We start from the raw sequence: 17,031 nt of genomic DNA, 5'->3' as shown, positions 1-17,031 counted from the left end.
TCGACAGGTGCAGGTGGAATCGATCATGCCGGGTGAATTATCCCGACTTTTGCCCCGCTTCGCTCGACTGCGTGACCTTTCCGCTGGTCAAATATCGCTTGTACAAGGCTGATCGGCTGACTGACAAAGGGGTTTTTCCGGCTCCGCGCACGCGCTAGGCTGGTCAGCAACATTCATCGATTAGGGCTTACCGATGCACGCTGCCGAGAAGTTTCCTTGCCCCTGTTGCGGACACCTGGTCCATGATCAGGTCCCTGGTTCGCATCAACGGTGTCCGATCTGTGGCTGGGAGGATGACCTCTCGCAACTGCGCTTCCCGGAGATGCCCGGAAGCAGCAACGGGGTCAGCCTGGCCGAGGCGCAGCAAAACTATCAGCGCTATGGTGCCTCAGAGCAGCGCAACCGGGGTTTGACCCGGTCTCCGGTCGAGGGCGAGCCGCGTGAGGGCAGCTGGCGGCTGCTCGACCTGGCCAACGACAATATCGAATATCCGCGGCGCGGCGTTGGCTATGGTGACTCGTATCCGTGGCCAGATACCACGGTGCTCTACTACTGGCGCCGCACCTATTGGCGCCGGCTCGCAAGCTGAGGGCGCGCATCTTGATCTGCGCCGAACTGATACAGAAAAGCCACAATGAATGCATACAAGACCTACGTCCGTATGGATGCTTCAAACTGCCTCGTGCTAGAAGGCATGCCTTTTCCCGAAGGCGCCTTGCTGGAAGTACTGGTAGTCGATCAAACGCGCCAACCTGAAGAGCGAACCGAAAGCTGGCGTGCGCTGATGCGCCATGTGCAGAGTCTGCCCCAGTCGGCGACGCTCCTCGACGAGGACATTGCAGCCGAAATCGACGCGCAGCGGAGCGGGTGTTAATGCGCTAATGCTGGCAGACCGCGCAATAGAAGCTCGAGCGCTGGCCGATGCGGCATTGCCGGATCGGGCTGCCGCAGCTCGGGCAGGGCTGTTCGGTGCGGCCATAGACGCGCAAGGATTGGGCGAAGTAGCCGGGATTGCCATCCTCCTGCACGAAATCGCGGAGGCTGGTGCCGCCCTGTGCGATGGCGTCAGCGAGCACGCTGCGAATGGCGCCTGCGAGGCGATCGAGACGCTCGCGGCTGATGCGTCCGGCGGCTCGGTTCGGATGGATGCGAGCCAGATGCAGCGATTCGTTGGCGTAGATGTTGCCAACGCCAACCACGACCTGGCTATCCATGATGAAGGTCTTGATCGGTGCGCGCCGACCGCGCGAGCGCTGGAACAGATAGTCGCCGCTGAAAGCAGGCCCCAGTGGCTCCGGCCCGAGATCGCGCAGGAGCGGATGCGCCTCGGCGGGGGCGGGCGTCCATTGCAGCATGCCGAAGCGGCGTGGATCGCGAAAGCGCAGGCACTGCCCGTCCTCGAGACAGAGGTCGACATGATCGTGCCGCCCCGGCATCGTCGTTGCGGACAATACGCGTAGGCTGCCAGACATGCCCAGATGCAGAAGCAAGACACCTTCCTTGAGGTCGAACAGGAGGTACTTGCCGCGCCGACGTAGCGCGACGATGATCTGATCAGCGAGGCGCTCAGCGGTGTCCACCGGGATCGGCCAGCGCAGACGGTGATCGCGGACCACAAGCCGCGCGATCCGGCGTCCGACCAGATGTGGCGCGATCCCCCGTAGGCTGGTCTCGACCTCAGGCAGCTCAGGCATGTCCGCGCTTACTCGGGTTAGTTGGGCTCATTTGGTTGGTCTGACATATCAAGTTGGTTTGGCACGGCGACTGGGGTGGCGTTTGGTGTGATTGGGGCGTTGTCTGTCGAGCCGGCTGGTGCTAGACCCGGCGCTGGCAGCTGACCAGGCTCACCGAAAGCATCCTCGTCTCGCTCGGCCAGTGGTGGCTGTGTGAGCCAGTAGCTGAGGCGCTGGTCGAGCCGAGTCCAGCGCGTGCCACCCTCGGCCACCAGGAAACGCAACTGTTGGTCGCCGTCGGCGGATTGGATGGCCAGGATGCGCCCGCCCAACTCGCCGTCGATGGGCTCGACGCGCTCCGCGACCACATCGACCAGCGTGGCGAGTGTATCCGCCGAGAGCGGGCGGCCGTCGATGCTGCCAAGCCCTGGGCTGAAGTCGGCCGGCAACAGGCGTCGACTGAGAAACTGCTCGGGCGGTGCGAGCAGCCAGGGCAGCTGGTCATCGTCGATGAGCTGGACCAGGTCGCCAATCATCACATAACGGCGGTTGCCGACTGGGTCGCTCTCGCCGATGTTCAGCGTCAGGCCGTCTAGCGTCAGTCGAACCCGCGGTGGGTCGAGCCCGAGCCGGCCAGCGGCGGTTGCATCGGCCGGCAGCACGCGGCTGACGCGTGCGTGGGCGATGTTCAGTAGCCGGCCCACCGCCGCTTCGTCTGCCGGTGCTTCGATTGGCGCGCGCATCGACCAGCCGTGATCGCGCCGCTCGAGCCGGATTAAAGGCCCAGCGCTGCGCTGCAGCGCGATGCTTTGCACCCGCTCGGGTGCGAGGTCGGTAAGCCGCCCGCTGCTGACCTGCTGCTGCACGTCTTGCATGGCGAGCACGCCGAGCCAGGCTGCGATCAATGCGAGGCCGAGATTCGTGAGCCAGCGTTCGAGCATCATCAGGTACGGCTCCGTGGCCTCATCAGGTCCGAGTCCGTGACCAGTAGATGCCGAGCCCGGCGAGGGCGAGGAGGCCGGGCATGAAGAAGAGGGCGCTGGCACTCAGCAGCAGCATTCGCAGCGGCGTCAGGACGAGCGCAACCCGGTCGTTGGCTGGGGGCGGGACCGCGATCAGGTCTTCGCGATGGGCGAGCCAGCGCACTAACTGCAGCGCGAGCGCCTTGTTGGCGCCCTGATCGAGATGTGCATTGGCGAGAAAATCGCCATCGCCAAGGACCGCGATCCGCTGACGACGGGGTGCATCCAAAGGCTGGTGATCGATCGGGTCGCGGGTTGGATCATACTGCGGGGCGCGGGTCACCGGGCGGGTGAGGAGCAGGCCGACGCTGAGCGGCCCGAGCTGCTCTCCCGCATTGGGGTCGCGCGCGACCTCGCCGCGGACCGGGCCGGTTTCGTTCCAGCTCAGGGTGCCGGTCTGAAAGGCTGCTGCCTGTAGCCAGATGGACGGCTCGCCGAGCTTGAGCGCGACTGCGCCAGGAAACAGCGCAGGACCGCTCAAGTCGGCGGTGAGCGGATGGCTTGGCCAGTCTTCGACCACAGCGAAGGTTGGCGCCTCTAGGCGCAGGTCGCCGGCCGTTGCGTCAACGATTTGGCCCGGCAAGAGCTGGAGGTTCAGCTGCGCTTGCAGTGGCTCGAGTCCGAGCAGGCCATCATCACCGGGTGGGTCCAGCAACCAGAGCAGGTTGCCGCCGCGCTCCAGGTAGCTGACCAACGCCAGCGCTTCGCCGGGGAAGAGCGCGATGGAGGGGGTGCTGATGATCAGCAGATCGATGTTGTCCGGCACCTGTGCCAGCAGGGCGAGGTCCAGTGGCTGCAGATGCAAGCCGCGCTGCAGCAGCAGCTGGGCAAAGCGCCGCAGATCGCCGGGGCCGGCGCCATTGAGCGCGCGCTCGCCATGCCCCTCGAGCACGGCGATCCAGGGCGGGTCTTGCAGCTGCATGCGGGCGATGGCGTTGGTGAGGATGCGCTCGTTGAGCCGGTCGAGGACCACCCGCCGATCCTGATACTCGAGCACCAGCTGACCCTGCAGCCGCACATCGGCGGCGCGGGCCAGCTCGGGGAAGAGCTGTGGATCGATGAAGTCGGTCCGCACCCAGCGGCTCGCGCGCCGATAGGGTGCAATGACCTGCTCGATGGTGCGCCCAAGCTCGCCGTCCGGGGCGGTAAAGATGCGGATGTTGAGCGGGTCTTCGAGCGCAGCAAGCACGCCACGACTCTCGTCCGAGAGGCTATTGCGTCCGCTAAAGCTGAGGTCCCAGCTCTGATCATGGCGTGCAATCAGCCAGCCTGAGAGCAGCACGACTGCGATTAGCAAGAGCAGGAAGCTGAGGTCGGCGGCGGGGCGATTGAGCCGCCTTAACAGTCCGACGAGCGCTGAGCTGCTCGGGATGGTCTCGGTGGGTTCTGCCATGCTGAGTTTCGCTTGTCCGGCCGGCTCTACTCTCGGGTTTAGCGCACAATGTCGGGGCTCAATCGCTGGGCTCGGCGTCAGTGCCGCTCACCCGAGCTGACGATTCGCGAGCTGGCGCTCCGCCAGGGCCAGGAAGAGGGCGGACATCAACACAAAATAGCTGAGATCACTGAGTCGAGCCACGCCATTGAAGAGCCAGACCAGATGCTGGCTCCAAGAGAGCCAGTCCAATAGCGACAGCTGCAGCGCGGCGAGCTGATCGGCGTCGTGGATCAGCGATAGCATGATCAGGAGGGCATAGGCGAGTATTGCAGCGAGCGTCGGTTGTCGCACCAGGCTGGCGGTCAAGAGCCCAACGCTGGCAAACAGCAAGGCGCTGAGGCAGAGGCCGAGCGTCGCGGCCAGGAACAGACCGAGATCGACCGGCGAGGCGCCGACCAGCCAGGCGACCAGCAGCAGCGGCAACAGCGTAAGCAGCCAGAGGGGCGCCAGCAGGGCAATGAGCTTACCGAGTAGGATCGCGCTGATACGCACCGGTGCTGATCCGAGCAACTGGTCGGTGCCGAGCTGCCGATCCTGGCCTAGGCTGCGCGCTGCCAGCAGCGGCGCGATCAGCAACAGGAGCATCAGTGTTGCGCCATAGAGGCGCTCGGCGAGCGCGGCGTTGAAGCCGATCTTGAGTTCGGGTGCGGCGATGCCTTGATACTGATCGATGACCTCGAGAAAGACCCAAGCCAGCAGCAGCTGAGTTGCCGCCAGCAGCATCCAGGCCAGCGGCGTCTGGAAGACGGCGGCGAGCTCGCGACGGGCGATGATCAGGATCATGCTGCGGACTCCATGCCGATGCAACTGAAGAAGACCTGCTCAAGATCGGTGCGGCAAGGACGCAGTTCGAGCAGACCGTAGCCATGCTCCATCAGTGACCGAGCGAGGACATCGGCGCTGGAATCCTTGCGCAAGCGGATGCGCAGAGCATCCTTGCCGCAAGGCTCAGCGGTTTCCACGGGTGGCAGCGCGAGTACCGAGCTGAGCACCGGCGGTGGTCTGAGCCGCACCTGGACGTCGCGCGCTGCTGCTGCCTGCAGCCTAAGGTCGGCCTCATGCAACTGGCGCCCCTGGTGGAGAATGATCGCGCGCGAACAGCTCGCCTGCACCTCGTTGAGTGCATGGCTGGAGAGGATGACGCCGGCATTTTCAGCAATGGATCGGATCAGACCGCGCAGCTCGCGAATCTGCACCGGGTCTAGACCGTCGGCGGGCTCGTCGAGGATCACCAGGTCGGGCTGATGGATGAGCGCCTGAGCAATGCCGGCGCGCTGTTGATAACCTTTCGACAGCCGTCCCAGGAGCCGCTGCCCGACATGCGTCAGCCCGCATTGCGCCTTGACCCGAGCGATGGCTTCGGTCAGCTCGCCGGTGGGCATGCGGCGCAGCCGCCCGGCGAAGGTGAGATACTCATCGACGCGCATCTCCGGATAGAGGGGCGCGCGCTCCGGCAGATAGCCCAGCCGCGCCTTGGCTTGGCGTGGCGAGCGCTGCATGTCGATTCCGTTCAGCAGCACCCGGCCGCTGTTGGGCGCAAGCGTCCCAGACAGGATGCGCAGCGCCGTGGTCTTGCCGGCGCCATTGGGGCCGAGGAGCCCCAGCACCTCGCCGCGACGCAGGTAAAAGCGCAGACCATGCAGCACCGGCTTGGGCCCGAAGCGGCGTGTGACCTGATCGACGGTGAGGAGCATGCTACATGCGGGAAGCTACGATAGCGCGTGGCGCGTTTACGCGATAGCGAAAGACGGTGGCTCAGGCGCTCATCAGAGCCTTACTAGCAGCAAGGTTTTGTCTCCGATGCGGGAACGCGCTCATCTGAGAGTTGCCATAGTCGGGCAGAGCATGCAGAGTCGCACCGAGGTGGTGCGCTCATCACGGCTCAAGACATAGAGAACATTCATGACAGTATACGGATTGCTTAACCTGCCGGCCTGGCAGGTGGTATTGATCACTCTGGGATTCACCCACATCACGATCGCGGCGGTGACGATCTTTTTGCATCGTGCTCAGGCGCATCGCGCACTGAGTCTACATCCGATCCCGGAGCACTTCTTCCGCTTCTGGCTCTGGCTCACCACCGGCATGGTGACGCGCGAGTGGGTGGCGGTTCACCGCAAGCATCACGCCCGTTGCGAGACTGCCGATGATCCACATAGCCCGCAGGTGTTCGGGTTGCGCAAGGTCTTTTGGCAGGGCGCCGAACTCTACAGCGCCAGCGCCAAGGATGTCTCCATCGTCAAGCGTTTCGGCAGCGGCACTCCGGATGACTGGATCGAGCGCAACCTCTACAGCCGCCTGACCTGGCAGGGCTGTGCGCTGATGTTGATTATCGATGTCGCCCTGTTCGGTGTCTATGGCATCACCGTCTGGGCAGTGCAGATGCTCTGGATTCCGATCCTGGCGGCGGGCGTGATCAACGGTGCCGGTCACTTCTGGGGCTACCGTAACTTCGAGACGCCGGACGCATCGACCAATGTTTCGCCTTGGGGCATCCTGATTGGCGGTGAAGAGCTGCACAACAACCATCATGCCTTCCCATCGTCGGCGCGCCTGTCGATGCGCTGGTGGGAATTCGATATTGGTTGGCTCTACATCCGCATGCTGTCGCTGCTCGGGCTGGCGAAGGTCAAGAAGTTACCGCCCCAAGCGACCGTGGTCGAGGGTAAACAGGTGGTCGATATGGAGACGCTCAAGGCGCTGTTGGTGACGCGCATGCACGTGATCCGCCGGTACAGCAAAGAGGTCTTGCAGCCGGTGACCCGCGCCGAGCTTTGCCGCAGTGAGCCAGATTGCCGACGGATTGCCCGGCGCGCCCGCAAGTTACTGGTTCGTGAGCGTCTGGACGAGACGAGCCGCCAGAATCTGGAACAGATCCTCGCCCACAGCCAACAGCTCAAGGTGGTCTATCAGTTCCGTGAGCAGCTGCGGCAGATCTGGGAGCGCAACGCGCCGTCTCAGGAGGCGCTATTGAGCTCGCTCCAGGATTGGTGTCAGCGTGCCGAAGCGACCGGGATTCAGGCGCTGGAAGGCTTCTCGCGCAACCTGCGAGGGCTTGCGCTGGTCGGCGCGCCGGCTTGATCGACGAGGGCTGTTCGCTGGGCGTCTCGTCTGGCGCCCGCAAGGATGTAGACGCCCTCAGCAATCGCGTGACAATCCTCAGTTGCCCGGCCTTCTGGCTAGGGTTCTGCGCTTAGGTAGCAGATCCAGCCTGCATCGGGCTCCGCCTTGGTCACGGGCTTGAAGTGTCCGTCGGGCTCGCCATTTTCGTCCCAGCCCTGCCAGTAGATCTGCAGATTATGGAAGCCGGCCTCGGTCAGGATCTCGCGCAGCTCAGGCAGCGTCCAGAGTCGCCAGCGGTAGCGGAAGGCATTCTCCAACCGCGAGCCATCCGGAAACTCGAAGTGGATCGCGCATTCCATCAGGCCACTGATCGGATCATAGTCGGCCTGGTCCCAGATGTAGGTGAAGGAGGGTTCAACGCCATCCTCAATCGGGCGCTCCTCGGTGATCACCCGAAAGGCATCATAGCCGCCATAGGCATCGAGCACGAACAGACCATCGGCGACAAGCCGCTCGCGAACACGCCTAAAGTAGCGCAGCAAGTCTGCACGCTCGGTGATCAGCCACCAGCTGAAGTTCATCGCCAGAATCAGGTCGACGGGCTCGCAGCCCACCCGTGCCGACCGCTCGGGACCAACATCCATCACATCGGCTTCGATCAGCCGCAGACGCGAGCGCTGCTCGGCTGACAGCGCCGCGAGCCGCTGCACCCGCGCATAGGCAAGCACAGCCGGATCATTGTCGGTGCCGATGGCGCGGTTATCCGGATGCCTCTCGATCCACTCGCCGCAAACCGCAGCCGTGCCACAGAAGTCCTCGGCCAGTGAGAGGGCAGGGCGTCCGCGCCGCTGGAGGAAGATCTCGGTGACGAAATCCACCTCGGCCTCCGGGCACTGTACCGCGCGCTCGTAGAGCGCATAGCGGTCGGCCTGATCCGCGAGGATGCTGTCATCGCCTTCCTCTTGATTAGGCACAAGAGATGCGGGCGCTGAAAGTCGCGTCGCGTCCGGCCTGCCGTCAGCAAACGAGCTCGCGTCTGCGCCTTCGCTGGTCATCTCTTGCTCAGGATTCATCGTTTGTCCGGGCGGAGCTGGGGGGGTGTACTGGGTTCATTGAATTTGCAAGCGAACACATGTTCGCTTAAGCTTGTCGGCTTGATGCACAGGCGACAAGTCGCCGACGTCCCATCATCGTAACGATGGATACAAACGGGCGTCAGCATCAACCCGCGTTCCGGAGAGGTGTCCGAGTGGCTTAAGGAGCATGCCTGGAAAGTATGTATAGGTTAATAGCCTATCGAGGGTTCGAATCCCTCCCTCTCCGCCAATAATGCGGGAAAATTATAGAAAATCCAATTGCTTATAATTTATTAAAAAAATTGGTCCCCATCTATTCCCCCGCTTAACTGTCGCTACGCTACCGGCTTTTCTGTCCTAGCGTCCGCCTCCACCTCGACAAAGGCGGACAGCGGAGCAAGCATCGCGGGGTTCTCTGAGTGTGAAGGCGTCGGCAGGATCACCAGGCAACGATACGCCAGTCATTCTCACACGGCCTCAGCAAAAGACACCGAAGCCGCTGGTCGCTCGCCATCAACGTAGCCAATCGCTGTCTCATGCAGAAGACTCACTTGGAGTCACCAACGACCGTTGTAGGCCGATTGGCCTCATCGTCAGGGTTCGCCCCAAATTGATCCTGACGCAGCAACGCCTCGTCGCTGGACTGTCCTCGGCTGCTGAGTTGCCGGCTAACTTTGCCGACGAAGCGCGTTTTTTGCTCGCTGTTAAGCTGTTTGAGCAAGGCCGCATCTCATCGGGAAAAGCCGGCCGACTGTGCGATATGGGCCGCATCTTCCTGTTTTTTGCTCCTGTTGAACGACAAGCTGCAGGAAATCGCCCGCACGCTCGGCAAACTCGGTGAGACGCCGTTACCCGGTCACTCGTTGGACGTCAGTGGCTTGCCGGCAGTGCGCCAACGGTCGATACCGCCTGAGAGATACCAGACATTGTCATAGCCAAGCAGGCGTAACGCCATCACCACTTGAGTGCTGCGCAGCATGGTTTGACAATAGATCAGTGCTGGCTGGCTGCGATCCTCCCCAAGGGTCTCCAACAGCGGGGCGATGTCGGTGTAGGGGATATGCTCGGCGCTTGGCAGCGCTTCCCCGTTCTCGAATTCGGCCGGACTGCGGACATCGAAGACCAGGTAGAACTCGTCGCTTGGGTCGTCGGGCAGGGCCTCTGGCTGGAGCAAAAAGTTCTCGATCGGCCCGGCGGCGAGATAGGACTGAATCGCTGAAAGGGTTTCATCGGCCGTCCCTATCGGCGCGCTGCACAGCAAAGCTGTGGTGAGTGTGACTTGTGCGATTCGCCAGCGGTAGCGGTTGGCAGGAGGGGCATGTTGTGGCTTCATTGTTTCACGCGATCGGGTGACGCTATAGACGGGCTATAGACTGGTCAATCTGTCAGTCTGACTCGCGCTAGCCGTCCGCTTGCGCCTCAGGATCGACCTCGCCGCGCAGAGGCTCGGCCAGGCCGATGAGGCCATCGTTCAAGGACCTATGACGCAACGGCAGCCGGGCGGTTGGTCGTGAGCAGGCGCGAAATGCTATCTTAACCGAGCCTGGATGCCGGTCGGGGTCTCGATGGCCTTGGTTCAGCCCCCGTGGCCGGCGCCTTTGACGCCACCTCCAAGGTCATCATCATGACCCATGACCCTGCTGCTGAACGTCCTGCTGACCCCGTTGCACCCCATCCCTCTGAGTCGATTCCGGCCGCACTCGCGCTCTTGCAGGTCGATGTCGACGGCCAGCCGCGTTTTCGCTTCGTCAGCAAGCAACTGCTAGAGATGCTGGACCTGTGCCGGGAGCAGGTGATCGCCGATGCGCGCGAGGTTCTGGAGTGCGTGCATCCGGACGATACGGCCGAGTTGCTGAGGCGCGTGAAGCAGGTTCTGGCCGCGCCGCAAGCCTTTTCCTGGGACGGGCGGGGCCTGGTGCGCGGCCAGATACGTTGGTGGCATCTGCAAGCGCGGCCGCGTTTACTGGCCGACGGAGCCAGGCTCTGGGAAGCGGCCTTGAGCGATCTGACGGACACCCGAGCAGCAACACGGGCGCAGCAGGCCAGTGAGGCCCGCTTCGAGCGTTTAGTGCACTTCGCGCCCGTGCCCTTGGGTGGCCTTGATCGCTCCGGTCGGACGCGTTTCTACAATCAGCGGTTCACCGAAACCTATGGTTACAGTGCTGCTGAACTGCCCGACATGCAAGCCTGGTGGCAGGCCTGTTATCCCGACCCGGAGCATCGCCAGTGGGTGCTTCAGACCTGGGATGCCGCCCTGGCGGCACAGGCCGCCGGGGATTCGAGTCGCATGCCCTTCAAAACCAAGGTGACCTGTAAAAACGGCGAGCAGCGCACGGTCGAGATCCATCACACGGAGATCGATGATGGCTGTCTCGGCGCGTTCATCGATATCAGCGACCATCAGCGCACAGAGCGGCGCGAGCGTGAATTGCAGGCGATTTTGCGCGAAATCCTGAACGACACGCCATTGCCGGTCATCGCCATGCGCATCGTCCGCGCTGCCGAGGCGGCGTTTCCAGGCTGCCTCTGTTCGCTGTTGCGAGTGGATGCCGACCAGCAGCGCTTGCGTCTGCTCGCCGCGCCGAGCCTGCCGGCCTTTTATAACCAGGCGATCGACGGTCTCACCATCCGCGAGGGCAACGGCACCTGCGGTACGGCGGCGGCGCGGCGTAAACGGGTGATGACCCGGGATCTGCGCGTCGACCCCGACTGGGCCTCCTATCGCGTGCTCGCCGAGCGCGCCGGATTGAGCGCCTGCTGGTCAGAGCCGGTACTGACCGAGAAGGACCAAGAGGTGCTCGCCACCTTTGCGCTCTACTTCCGGCAGCCGCGCATTCCAAAGGGACAGGAGATCCGCCAGATCGGTGCCTTGGCCAGTCTGCTCGGGCTGGCCATCGAGCACGCCCGAGTGCTCGAGCAACTGGCCCAGCGTACCCGCTGCGAGGAGGCAGTGCGCGACATCTCGCGGCTGTTTTTGGCGATCAACACATCCGATCTCGATGCGGCGATCCATGCCGCGCTCGCGCGCATCGGTGCCTGTGTGGGCGCGCATCGCTGTTATCTGTTTCAGATGGATGCGGGCCAGCTGTCGATGACTTGTAGCCATGAATGGTGCGCGCAAGGGATTCGTCCGCAGATCGATGAGCTGCGCGCGCTGCCTGTGGATCGCTACCCCTGGTTGCCGCGAATTGCCTTGAGCCGCCAGGCGGCCTGGGTCACCCAAGACGACATCGCCAAGCTCTCGCCCGAGGAGCTGAAGATCATGCAGGACGGCGAGATTCAATCCATGCTTGCCATGCCATTGTTCGAGACCGAGCAGATGCACGGCCTCTTGGGGCTTGATTATGTGCGAACGCGAAAGCAGTGGACCGACTTTCAGCTGCGCCTGCTGCGGTTGGTGGCCGATATCATCAGCGCGGCGCTGGAGCGCGATCGGCTCCAGCGCGCCCTGCAGGCTCAGGCTTATCAAGATGCGTTGACCGGACTCGCCAACCGACGGGCGTTTGATGAACGGCTGCGCGCCGAGATGGATCGGGCACGGCGCTATCGGCAGGTGTTTGCGCTGCTACTGTTCGACATTGATCGCTTCAAGCATATCAACGATACCCATGGCCATGCGGTCGGCGACCAGATCTTGCAAACCCTGGCGAAGGTGATGCTCGAGCGACTGCGCCAGAGCGATGGCTTGGCGCGCTGGGGCGGTGAGGAATTCGCTCTGCTGCTGCCCGAGACCGATGCCAGCGGTGCCCTGCGGCTGGCCGAGCAGTTGCGCCAGACCATTGCCGAAGCCTGCTTTCCGGTCATTGAGCGACTCACCGTGAGCATCGGGGTGACCGAGTTCACCCAGGATGACAGCAGCGATAGCCTGTTTCGACGTGTCGATCAGGCGCTGTATCTGGCTAAAGAGCAGGGAAGGAACTGCTGCAGGCTGAGCACCCTTACGCTCTGAACGGTTCCTACAGCGGGGCGCTGCCTTATCAAACCACCGTGCTGGAATGCTACCGCTGCTCCGTCATTCGGCCCGAGACCGGCCCTAGGTTTGCCGGCTCGTCCCCAGTTAGCTGTGGATGATCCGTTGCCGGCGGCTCGGTGTTGGGTGGTCCACCCAGCAGGGCGGCAACCCAGCGTGAATCAGGAAATCCTTCCATGACGATCTTCGCGATCTTGGTCAGTGGCAGTGAGAGCAGCATGCCCACCGGCCCGAACACCCAGCCCCAAAACACTAGCGAGACGATGACCACCAGAGGCGAAAGTCCAAGTCCGCGTCCCATCAACCGCGGCTCCAGAATGTTGCTAATGCCGGCATTGATGGCGATGTAGCCGAGCGCGCACAGCAGCGCGGTCCCGGGGCCTTGCTCGACCAGCGCCAGCGCGACGCCGGGCACGCCAGCGATCACCGAGCCAATAATCGGGATGTAGTTCAACACGAAGGCCAGAAAGCCGAGCAAGGGCGCGAAGTTGACATCGAGCACCATTACCCAGAGTAGCACCAGGCCACCGGTGATGGCGCTGGTGAGGGTCTTCATCGTCATGTAGCGGCGCACATCGATGAGGATCTGGTCGAACTGTCGCCAGAACCCCGGCGAGAACTCAGGAATGCCGTGCAGCTTGCGCGGCAGGTATTGCGCCTCGAGCAGGATAAACGCGGTCAGCAAGAGCACGAATAAGGTCTGGCCGACGAAGCCGGTCGCCCTGGTCAGCGATGAGCGAAGAAACGCGAAGGCCGAGCGCCAATCGAACATCGCATGGAACTCCTCATCGTCGAGGTCGGGCTCAAGCGTCTTCAGCCAGATGATCAGTTCTTCGAATTGGCGCTGAACGATGATCTGGTAGTCCGGGAGCTTATTGCGCAGATCGCCAATACCGATCTGGATAATAACCGCGGTCAGTAGCGATAGCGCCACCAGCGCCAGGAGCAGGATCATCAGCGCGAGCAATGGCGGCACACGCAAACGCTGCATCGCGAAGAAGGCCGGCGCGCAAATGCTCGCCACAAACATGGCCAGCAGCAGCGGCACGAGGATCGGTGATGCCGCTCGCATTCCGGCTACCGCGACCACGAAGGCGGCGATGATGATGAGCGCCTTGGCTGGGCCAGAAAACAGCGGTGATGTGGGCGTGACCAACGACGGGGTCTCTCTGTGAAACGGTTACGCGCACAGACCATATCATCGACCCCGGTGCCGGCGACACCTCGAAGGTCATCGAGCCATCGCCAGCGATGGCCGATCAGGCCGAGGCGCACATGTTTCTGAAACGAAACCCATCCCGAGGGTGTTCGGGTCGAACGAGCGGCAAAGGGTTCATCGCCGAGTCGGTGCTGAGACCTCGACGCGGTCACCCACCTTGATCAAGCCCGCCGTGCGTACACGAAGGCAGTGACCGGACTGGCGCCCTAAGGCCTTGGCCGTTCCCGGACCGGAGATGCGGTCGAGATAACCGCACGGCGGGCGAACCCGATGCCAGTCGAACACCGCCTCGCCGATGCGAATCGCCCGATGGCGCAGTTCAGTCCGCGCTAACCCGGACACGACCAGATTCCGCCGATGTTGACCGGCATCGAGTGACAGCCCCTGTCGGCGCTGTACCCGCGCCAGATCCTCGGCGTGGATCAGCGTGACCTGGCAGCCATCGGTCAGCCGCCAAAACCCGCGGCCCAATGCGTATCGATCATCGGCAAGCCCAGCGTCAACCAGGGCTAAGGTCTGATCAAGGGAGTGCATCGGCGCGCCGGCGTGGTCGGCGACGAAGATCGCCGATAGTCGACCCACTTGGCCGCGTTCGCGACGCAGGCGGTGGCGCTGTGTCAGTAGCCAGTGCAGCCAAGGGGGCATCGGTTGCTCCATTCGATCACGCAGGGTTTCGGTCTCGGTGATCAATTGCGGTCCAGGCCGCGGATGGACAAGAGAACAGGGCCTTGCGGCTCCCGAGGCCTTAGGCTTGCTAAGAGCCCCATCGGAAGAGAGCCCATCGGATGTCAACGGTCGGTGACAGTAGCAGCCAGTACACCAATCCTGTCGGCTTCATCTAATTCGAGCAAGGAGGGACGAGAAAATCGATGGATTTTCGTCAGGATTGGGGTTGACGAACGGGCTAGAGCTGCTAACCTTATTGAGAATCGTTCTCAAAATAGAGCGATCCTCCAGCCAGCCCCGACGTCGAGATCGACGGCCAGCCGGATCTGTTCATCACCATTTGGCCCTCGAGGCCCATGACGGAGACACTGGCATGCAACAGTTTTCTAACGGCACCGCTGATCCTACCCTTGCCCTTGATGCTCTCCCGCTGCATCTGCCGCCTGAGCAGCTCAAGGCGCGTCTTGCAGGTCTGATCCGGGCTTCCGTCAGTCAGGGGGCTGCGGCTGTGGCGGAGGCGGTGGTGCGCCATTTTCAGGCGCTGTCCCTGCACCCGCAGCTCGCGGCCGATCTGGATCAGCGCGCCGCCTATTGCCGTGGTGCACAGCATTGGCGTGGACTGGCCGCGATCGGCGAGCGCTCTCTGAACCACTGCGCTGGGCAGGTTCCAGCAGGAGCCCACTGATGGCGAGCCCCTACCTGACCGACTTCAGTGCCGGGCTCGCCACTGCGCAGTCGGCTGCGACCAAGACGGAGACGAGCCTGCGGTCCTGGTCTGGAGCACGACCTGTATCGAGACCTTCGGGCGGTTTGGACGCCGCCATGCCCATATCCATGCCCATATCCATGCCCATTGCGCTGCAGCCTTCCGAGCCGGTTCGCTACCTCGGCCATTGGCCGGAGCTATTGGCCGATCTGGAACTGCTCGGGCGCGTCTGGATCGAGACCGAGCAGCGCGGTCTTCGCATCGCCCAGCGTCAGCGCCTCGGTGGACTGCGGGTGCAGGGCATGCTGGGTCATCTGGACAAGCCTGGGTATCAACTGCGGGTGCTGCTCGATCAGTGCCATGCACTGGCCTCCCAAGACGATCTGCAGGGCTTGGTGATCGAAGACGCGACTCAGCAGCCGCTGGTGAGGATTCAACTGGAGGCCGGGACGCATCCGCTGCCGTTGCGTGTGCTCTTATCCAGTCTTGGGGCCAATGGGCGCCGTGTCGTGCCAGCGCCAGCGCCGCAAGATGGTCGGCAGATGGCCGCGCTTGAGCAGCATGCCATCCACCGCTTGCAGCGCGATTGTCAGGCCTTGGAGCCGGAGCCGAAATGTCTTGGGCTCAGTTTCCGAGATCTCGCCGAGCTGAGCGGCCGCCAGAGCCTGAATCCTCTACCTTGGATGCGGGCTGCGGCGCGCGGCGATGAGCCCGCGATCGCGGTCGATCCAGCGTTGGTGCCCTGTGCGCTCGAGACGCTCGTCGATCAGGTGCATCCGCTAGCGCTGAGTAGCGGAAGTCAGGGGTGGGTCAGCCGATCGATCCAGCAGTTCTACGGCCACGCCTATCTCGATGGTCAGCTCTCACTGCGCGGTGACCATGCGCGACTCGAGCTTGATGTGCGCGCGATCGACAGCGCCTGGGTCGTTGGTGAGCGCAGGGGGGAGATCGATCGGCGCTCGCTTCGGCTCTACGACGACGAGGGTCGAGCCATGGCGATCATCGGTTCCGCTGCCGCTGCCGCTGCCGCTGCCGAGGGCGACGACTGCGCAGACGCATGGAGCACCGGGTTGGCCGATACGGCTGAACCTGGGGCCGCGACTCCCGACGCGTTTCGGTCTCAGGGTCACCCCCGTTTCCGCCGCGACGAGGCGCGGCTCTGGACCACCTTGATGAATGCCTTGACCAGTTGAGCGCCTGGCCTTCTGAACTGGCAGCGCCAGCAGGTTGTTTCAGCCTCGGTTGTTTTAGCCTTGATAGGGGAGTGCATGTTGAGAGCGCGATAGGCCGCCTGAGCTGAGCGACCTGGCCTGGTTGCTTCTGTGCTGAGGTTCTCCTTCAAACCCTTGGTTGATGGCGATTGAAAACTCCGATAAGGGGAGGCAACCACGATGTCGACACCAAGCCATGATTCGCTGACGGCGCGGGCATCCGTCCGGCATGGATGGAGAAAGGCTTGCCGGGCGGCTCGCGCGATGAGTGCAGGCCAGCCTGGAGCCGTCGGATTGATGCCAGCCGTGCTGATCGTCGGGCTGACACTTGGGCTCATGCTCTGGGCCTTGCCACCACAGGACGACGGTGTTCGATCGGCCTTACAGTCGCTGACGCTGCCATCCCATCTGGGCGCTTTGTCTGAGCACTGAGCGCTGAGCACTGAGCGCTGAGCAGAAAATCAGTCAGGGATTGTCAGACAGGAATGCGAGCGGTTATCATAACGCTTTAGTGTTCAGAGCGCCGATCAGGAGCGACATGATGAGCGAAGCGGAGCGTGAGTCAGCAGGCGCGGGTGGGTCCCGGCATGCGGGCGGTGGAGCAGAGACCGGGAGTTCGCCCGAGCAACAGGCGAACGCTGGCTCTTCACCGCAATTAGCGGCACGAGGGGCCGCGCAGCAGGCACCCGGCCCGGCGTGGACTGCTGCCAGTGACGACTCCTTTGGAGCTTACCAAGCGCAACGGGCGCCTGGCTATGCGGACCAGCATCAGGCCTATGCCCAGCACCCTTTTCCGCCTCAGCCTCAGCCTCAGTTCCAGCCGCCGCCTCAGGGTCAGCCCCAGTTCCAGCCTCAATATCCGCCTGGCTATCAACCAGGCTATCAGCCAGCCTATCAGCCCCAGTACCATCCCCAGCAGGCAACTTATGCACCAGGCGGCTATGGCTATCCCTATCCAGGGCCAGCCATGGGAGCTCCGGCCTATGCAGG

The 17,031-nt window shown here is 63.1% G+C and carries 17 protein-coding genes and 1 tRNA gene; 9 read left to right on the top strand and 9 right to left on the bottom strand.

The genetic code is table 11. The annotated features are described in order from the left end of the window. Nucleotides 1-193: 193 nt before the first annotated feature. Nucleotides 194-589, top strand: coding sequence for a CPCC family cysteine-rich protein (locus CCR96_RS13745; protein WP_201220691.1), 396 nt, complete (start codon nt 194-196; stop codon nt 587-589). Between the two features lie 45 nt (nt 590-634). Beyond that, nucleotides 635-874 carry a hypothetical protein gene (locus tag CCR96_RS13740; protein ID WP_201220690.1) on the top strand — a complete coding sequence of 80 codons (240 nt, stop codon included), beginning with the start codon at nt 635-637 and terminating at the stop codon, nt 872-874. A 4-nt stretch (nt 875-878) separates the two neighbouring features. On the opposite strand, the gene mutM is transcribed toward CCR96_RS13740, so the two are convergent. The 5 genes from mutM to CCR96_RS13715 form a co-directional block, all read right to left on the bottom strand. After that, nucleotides 879-1,694 carry a bifunctional DNA-formamidopyrimidine glycosylase/DNA-(apurinic or apyrimidinic site) lyase gene (gene mutM, locus CCR96_RS13735; protein ID WP_201220689.1) on the bottom strand — a complete coding sequence of 272 codons (816 nt, stop codon included), beginning with the start codon at nt 1,692-1,694 and terminating at the stop codon, nt 879-881. A gap of 17 nt (nt 1,695-1,711) precedes the next feature. Beyond that, complete coding sequence (locus CCR96_RS13730) at nt 1,712-2,617, bottom strand: DUF4340 domain-containing protein (RefSeq protein WP_201220688.1); 906 nt, start codon at nt 2,615-2,617, stop codon at nt 1,712-1,714. A 22-nt stretch (nt 2,618-2,639) separates the two neighbouring features. Next, nucleotides 2,640-4,088, bottom strand: coding sequence for a GldG family protein (locus CCR96_RS13725; protein WP_201220687.1), 1,449 nt, complete (start codon nt 4,086-4,088; stop codon nt 2,640-2,642). 87 nt (nt 4,089-4,175) lie between these two features. Continuing rightward, nucleotides 4,176-4,913 (bottom strand): ABC transporter permease, encoded by a 738-nt coding sequence (locus CCR96_RS13720; RefSeq protein WP_201220686.1) that lies wholly within the window; start codon nt 4,911-4,913, stop codon nt 4,176-4,178. Further along, a complete protein-coding gene (locus CCR96_RS13715; protein WP_201220685.1) occupies nt 4,910-5,824 on the bottom strand; it encodes an ABC transporter ATP-binding protein in 915 nt (304 codons plus the stop codon). The genes CCR96_RS13720 and CCR96_RS13715 overlap by 4 nt, the downstream gene beginning before the upstream one ends. A gap of 208 nt (nt 5,825-6,032) precedes the next feature. On the opposite strand from CCR96_RS13715, the gene CCR96_RS13710 reads away from it, so the two are divergent. Continuing rightward, nucleotides 6,033-7,211: a DesA family fatty acid desaturase gene (locus CCR96_RS13710; RefSeq protein WP_201220684.1), complete on the top strand. Its 1,179-nt coding sequence runs from the start codon at nt 6,033-6,035 to the stop codon at nt 7,209-7,211. A gap of 98 nt (nt 7,212-7,309) precedes the next feature. On the opposite strand, the gene CCR96_RS13705 is transcribed toward CCR96_RS13710, so the two are convergent. Next, nucleotides 7,310-8,167: a class I SAM-dependent methyltransferase gene (locus tag CCR96_RS13705; protein ID WP_207191969.1), complete on the bottom strand. Its 858-nt coding sequence runs from the start codon at nt 8,165-8,167 to the stop codon at nt 7,310-7,312. Between the two features lie 261 nt (nt 8,168-8,428). Between CCR96_RS13705 and CCR96_RS13700 the strand changes: the two genes are divergently transcribed. Both CCR96_RS13700 and CCR96_RS25335 read left to right on the top strand, forming a co-directional pair. After that, a tRNA-Ser gene (locus CCR96_RS13700) sits at nt 8,429-8,519 on the top strand. A gap of 171 nt (nt 8,520-8,690) precedes the next feature. Beyond that, nucleotides 8,691-9,110 (top strand): UPF0175 family protein, encoded by a 420-nt coding sequence (locus tag CCR96_RS25335; protein ID WP_242519089.1) that lies wholly within the window; start codon nt 8,691-8,693, stop codon nt 9,108-9,110. Between the two features lie 15 nt (nt 9,111-9,125). Here CCR96_RS25335 and CCR96_RS13690 read toward each other — a convergent pair whose 3' ends face one another. After that, nucleotides 9,126-9,602, bottom strand: coding sequence for a rhodanese-like domain-containing protein (locus CCR96_RS13690; protein ID WP_201220683.1), 477 nt, complete (start codon nt 9,600-9,602; stop codon nt 9,126-9,128). Between the two features lie 252 nt (nt 9,603-9,854). Between CCR96_RS13690 and CCR96_RS13685 the strand changes: the two genes are divergently transcribed. Continuing rightward, a complete protein-coding gene (locus tag CCR96_RS13685; protein WP_201220682.1) occupies nt 9,855-12,218 on the top strand; it encodes a diguanylate cyclase in 2,364 nt (787 codons plus the stop codon). Nucleotides 12,219-12,267: 49 nt separating this feature from the next. On the opposite strand, the gene CCR96_RS13680 is transcribed toward CCR96_RS13685, so the two are convergent. Then, entirely contained in the window at nt 12,268-13,395 is a 1,128-nt protein-coding gene (locus CCR96_RS13680) for an AI-2E family transporter (protein WP_201220681.1), read from the bottom strand. A 177-nt stretch (nt 13,396-13,572) separates the two neighbouring features. Beyond that, nucleotides 13,573-14,103, bottom strand: coding sequence for an MOSC domain-containing protein (locus tag CCR96_RS13675; protein WP_201220680.1), 531 nt, complete (start codon nt 14,101-14,103; stop codon nt 13,573-13,575). Between the two features lie 394 nt (nt 14,104-14,497). Between CCR96_RS13675 and CCR96_RS13670 the strand changes: the two genes are divergently transcribed. The 3 genes from CCR96_RS13670 (at nt 14,498) to CCR96_RS25100 (ending at nt 16,473) form a co-directional block, all read left to right on the top strand. Next, a complete protein-coding gene (locus tag CCR96_RS13670; RefSeq protein WP_201220679.1) occupies nt 14,498-14,809 on the top strand; it encodes a hypothetical protein in 312 nt (103 codons plus the stop codon). Nucleotides 14,810-14,958: 149 nt separating this feature from the next. Continuing rightward, nucleotides 14,959-16,023, top strand: a complete 1,065-nt coding sequence (locus tag CCR96_RS13665) for a hypothetical protein (RefSeq protein WP_201220678.1) — start codon at nt 14,959-14,961, stop codon at nt 16,021-16,023. Between the two features lie 315 nt (nt 16,024-16,338). After that, on the top strand, nt 16,339-16,473 hold the full coding sequence (locus CCR96_RS25100) for a hypothetical protein (protein ID WP_274601119.1): 135 nt from the start codon (nt 16,339-16,341) through the stop codon (nt 16,471-16,473). Nucleotides 16,474-17,031 lie beyond the last annotated feature (558 nt).

Source organism: Halochromatium roseum (assembly GCF_016653315.1).
Classification (GTDB): domain Bacteria; phylum Pseudomonadota; class Gammaproteobacteria; order Chromatiales; family Chromatiaceae; genus Lamprobacter; species Lamprobacter roseus.
This window is presented reverse-complemented; position numbering and strand designations above follow the sequence as displayed.

Coding starts and splice junctions, on each gene's coding strand:
- CCR96_RS13745 (WP_201220691.1), top strand. CDS start 194: ATGCACGCTGCCGAGAAGTTTCCTTGCCCCTGTTGCGGACACCTGGTC.
- CCR96_RS13740 (WP_201220690.1), top strand. CDS start 635: ATGAATGCATACAAGACCTACGTCCGTATGGATGCTTCAAACTGCCTC.
- mutM (WP_201220689.1), bottom strand. CDS start 1,694: ATGCCTGAGCTGCCTGAGGTCGAGACCAGCCTACGGGGGATCGCGCCA.
- CCR96_RS13730 (WP_201220688.1), bottom strand. CDS start 2,617: ATGATGCTCGAACGCTGGCTCACGAATCTCGGCCTCGCATTGATCGCA.
- CCR96_RS13725 (WP_201220687.1), bottom strand. CDS start 4,088: ATGGCAGAACCCACCGAGACCATCCCGAGCAGCTCAGCGCTCGTCGGA.
- CCR96_RS13720 (WP_201220686.1), bottom strand. CDS start 4,913: ATGATCCTGATCATCGCCCGTCGCGAGCTCGCCGCCGTCTTCCAGACG.
- CCR96_RS13715 (WP_201220685.1), bottom strand. CDS start 5,824: ATGCTCCTCACCGTCGATCAGGTCACACGCCGCTTCGGGCCCAAGCCG.
- CCR96_RS13710 (WP_201220684.1), top strand. CDS start 6,033: ATGACAGTATACGGATTGCTTAACCTGCCGGCCTGGCAGGTGGTATTG.
- CCR96_RS13690 (WP_201220683.1), bottom strand. CDS start 9,602: ATGAAGCCACAACATGCCCCTCCTGCCAACCGCTACCGCTGGCGAATC.
- CCR96_RS13675 (WP_201220680.1), bottom strand. CDS start 14,103: ATGCCCCCTTGGCTGCACTGGCTACTGACACAGCGCCACCGCCTGCGT.
- CCR96_RS13670 (WP_201220679.1), top strand. CDS start 14,498: ATGCAACAGTTTTCTAACGGCACCGCTGATCCTACCCTTGCCCTTGAT.
- CCR96_RS13665 (WP_201220678.1), top strand. CDS start 14,959: ATGCCCATATCCATGCCCATTGCGCTGCAGCCTTCCGAGCCGGTTCGC.
- CCR96_RS25100 (WP_274601119.1), top strand. CDS start 16,339: ATGCCAGCCGTGCTGATCGTCGGGCTGACACTTGGGCTCATGCTCTGG.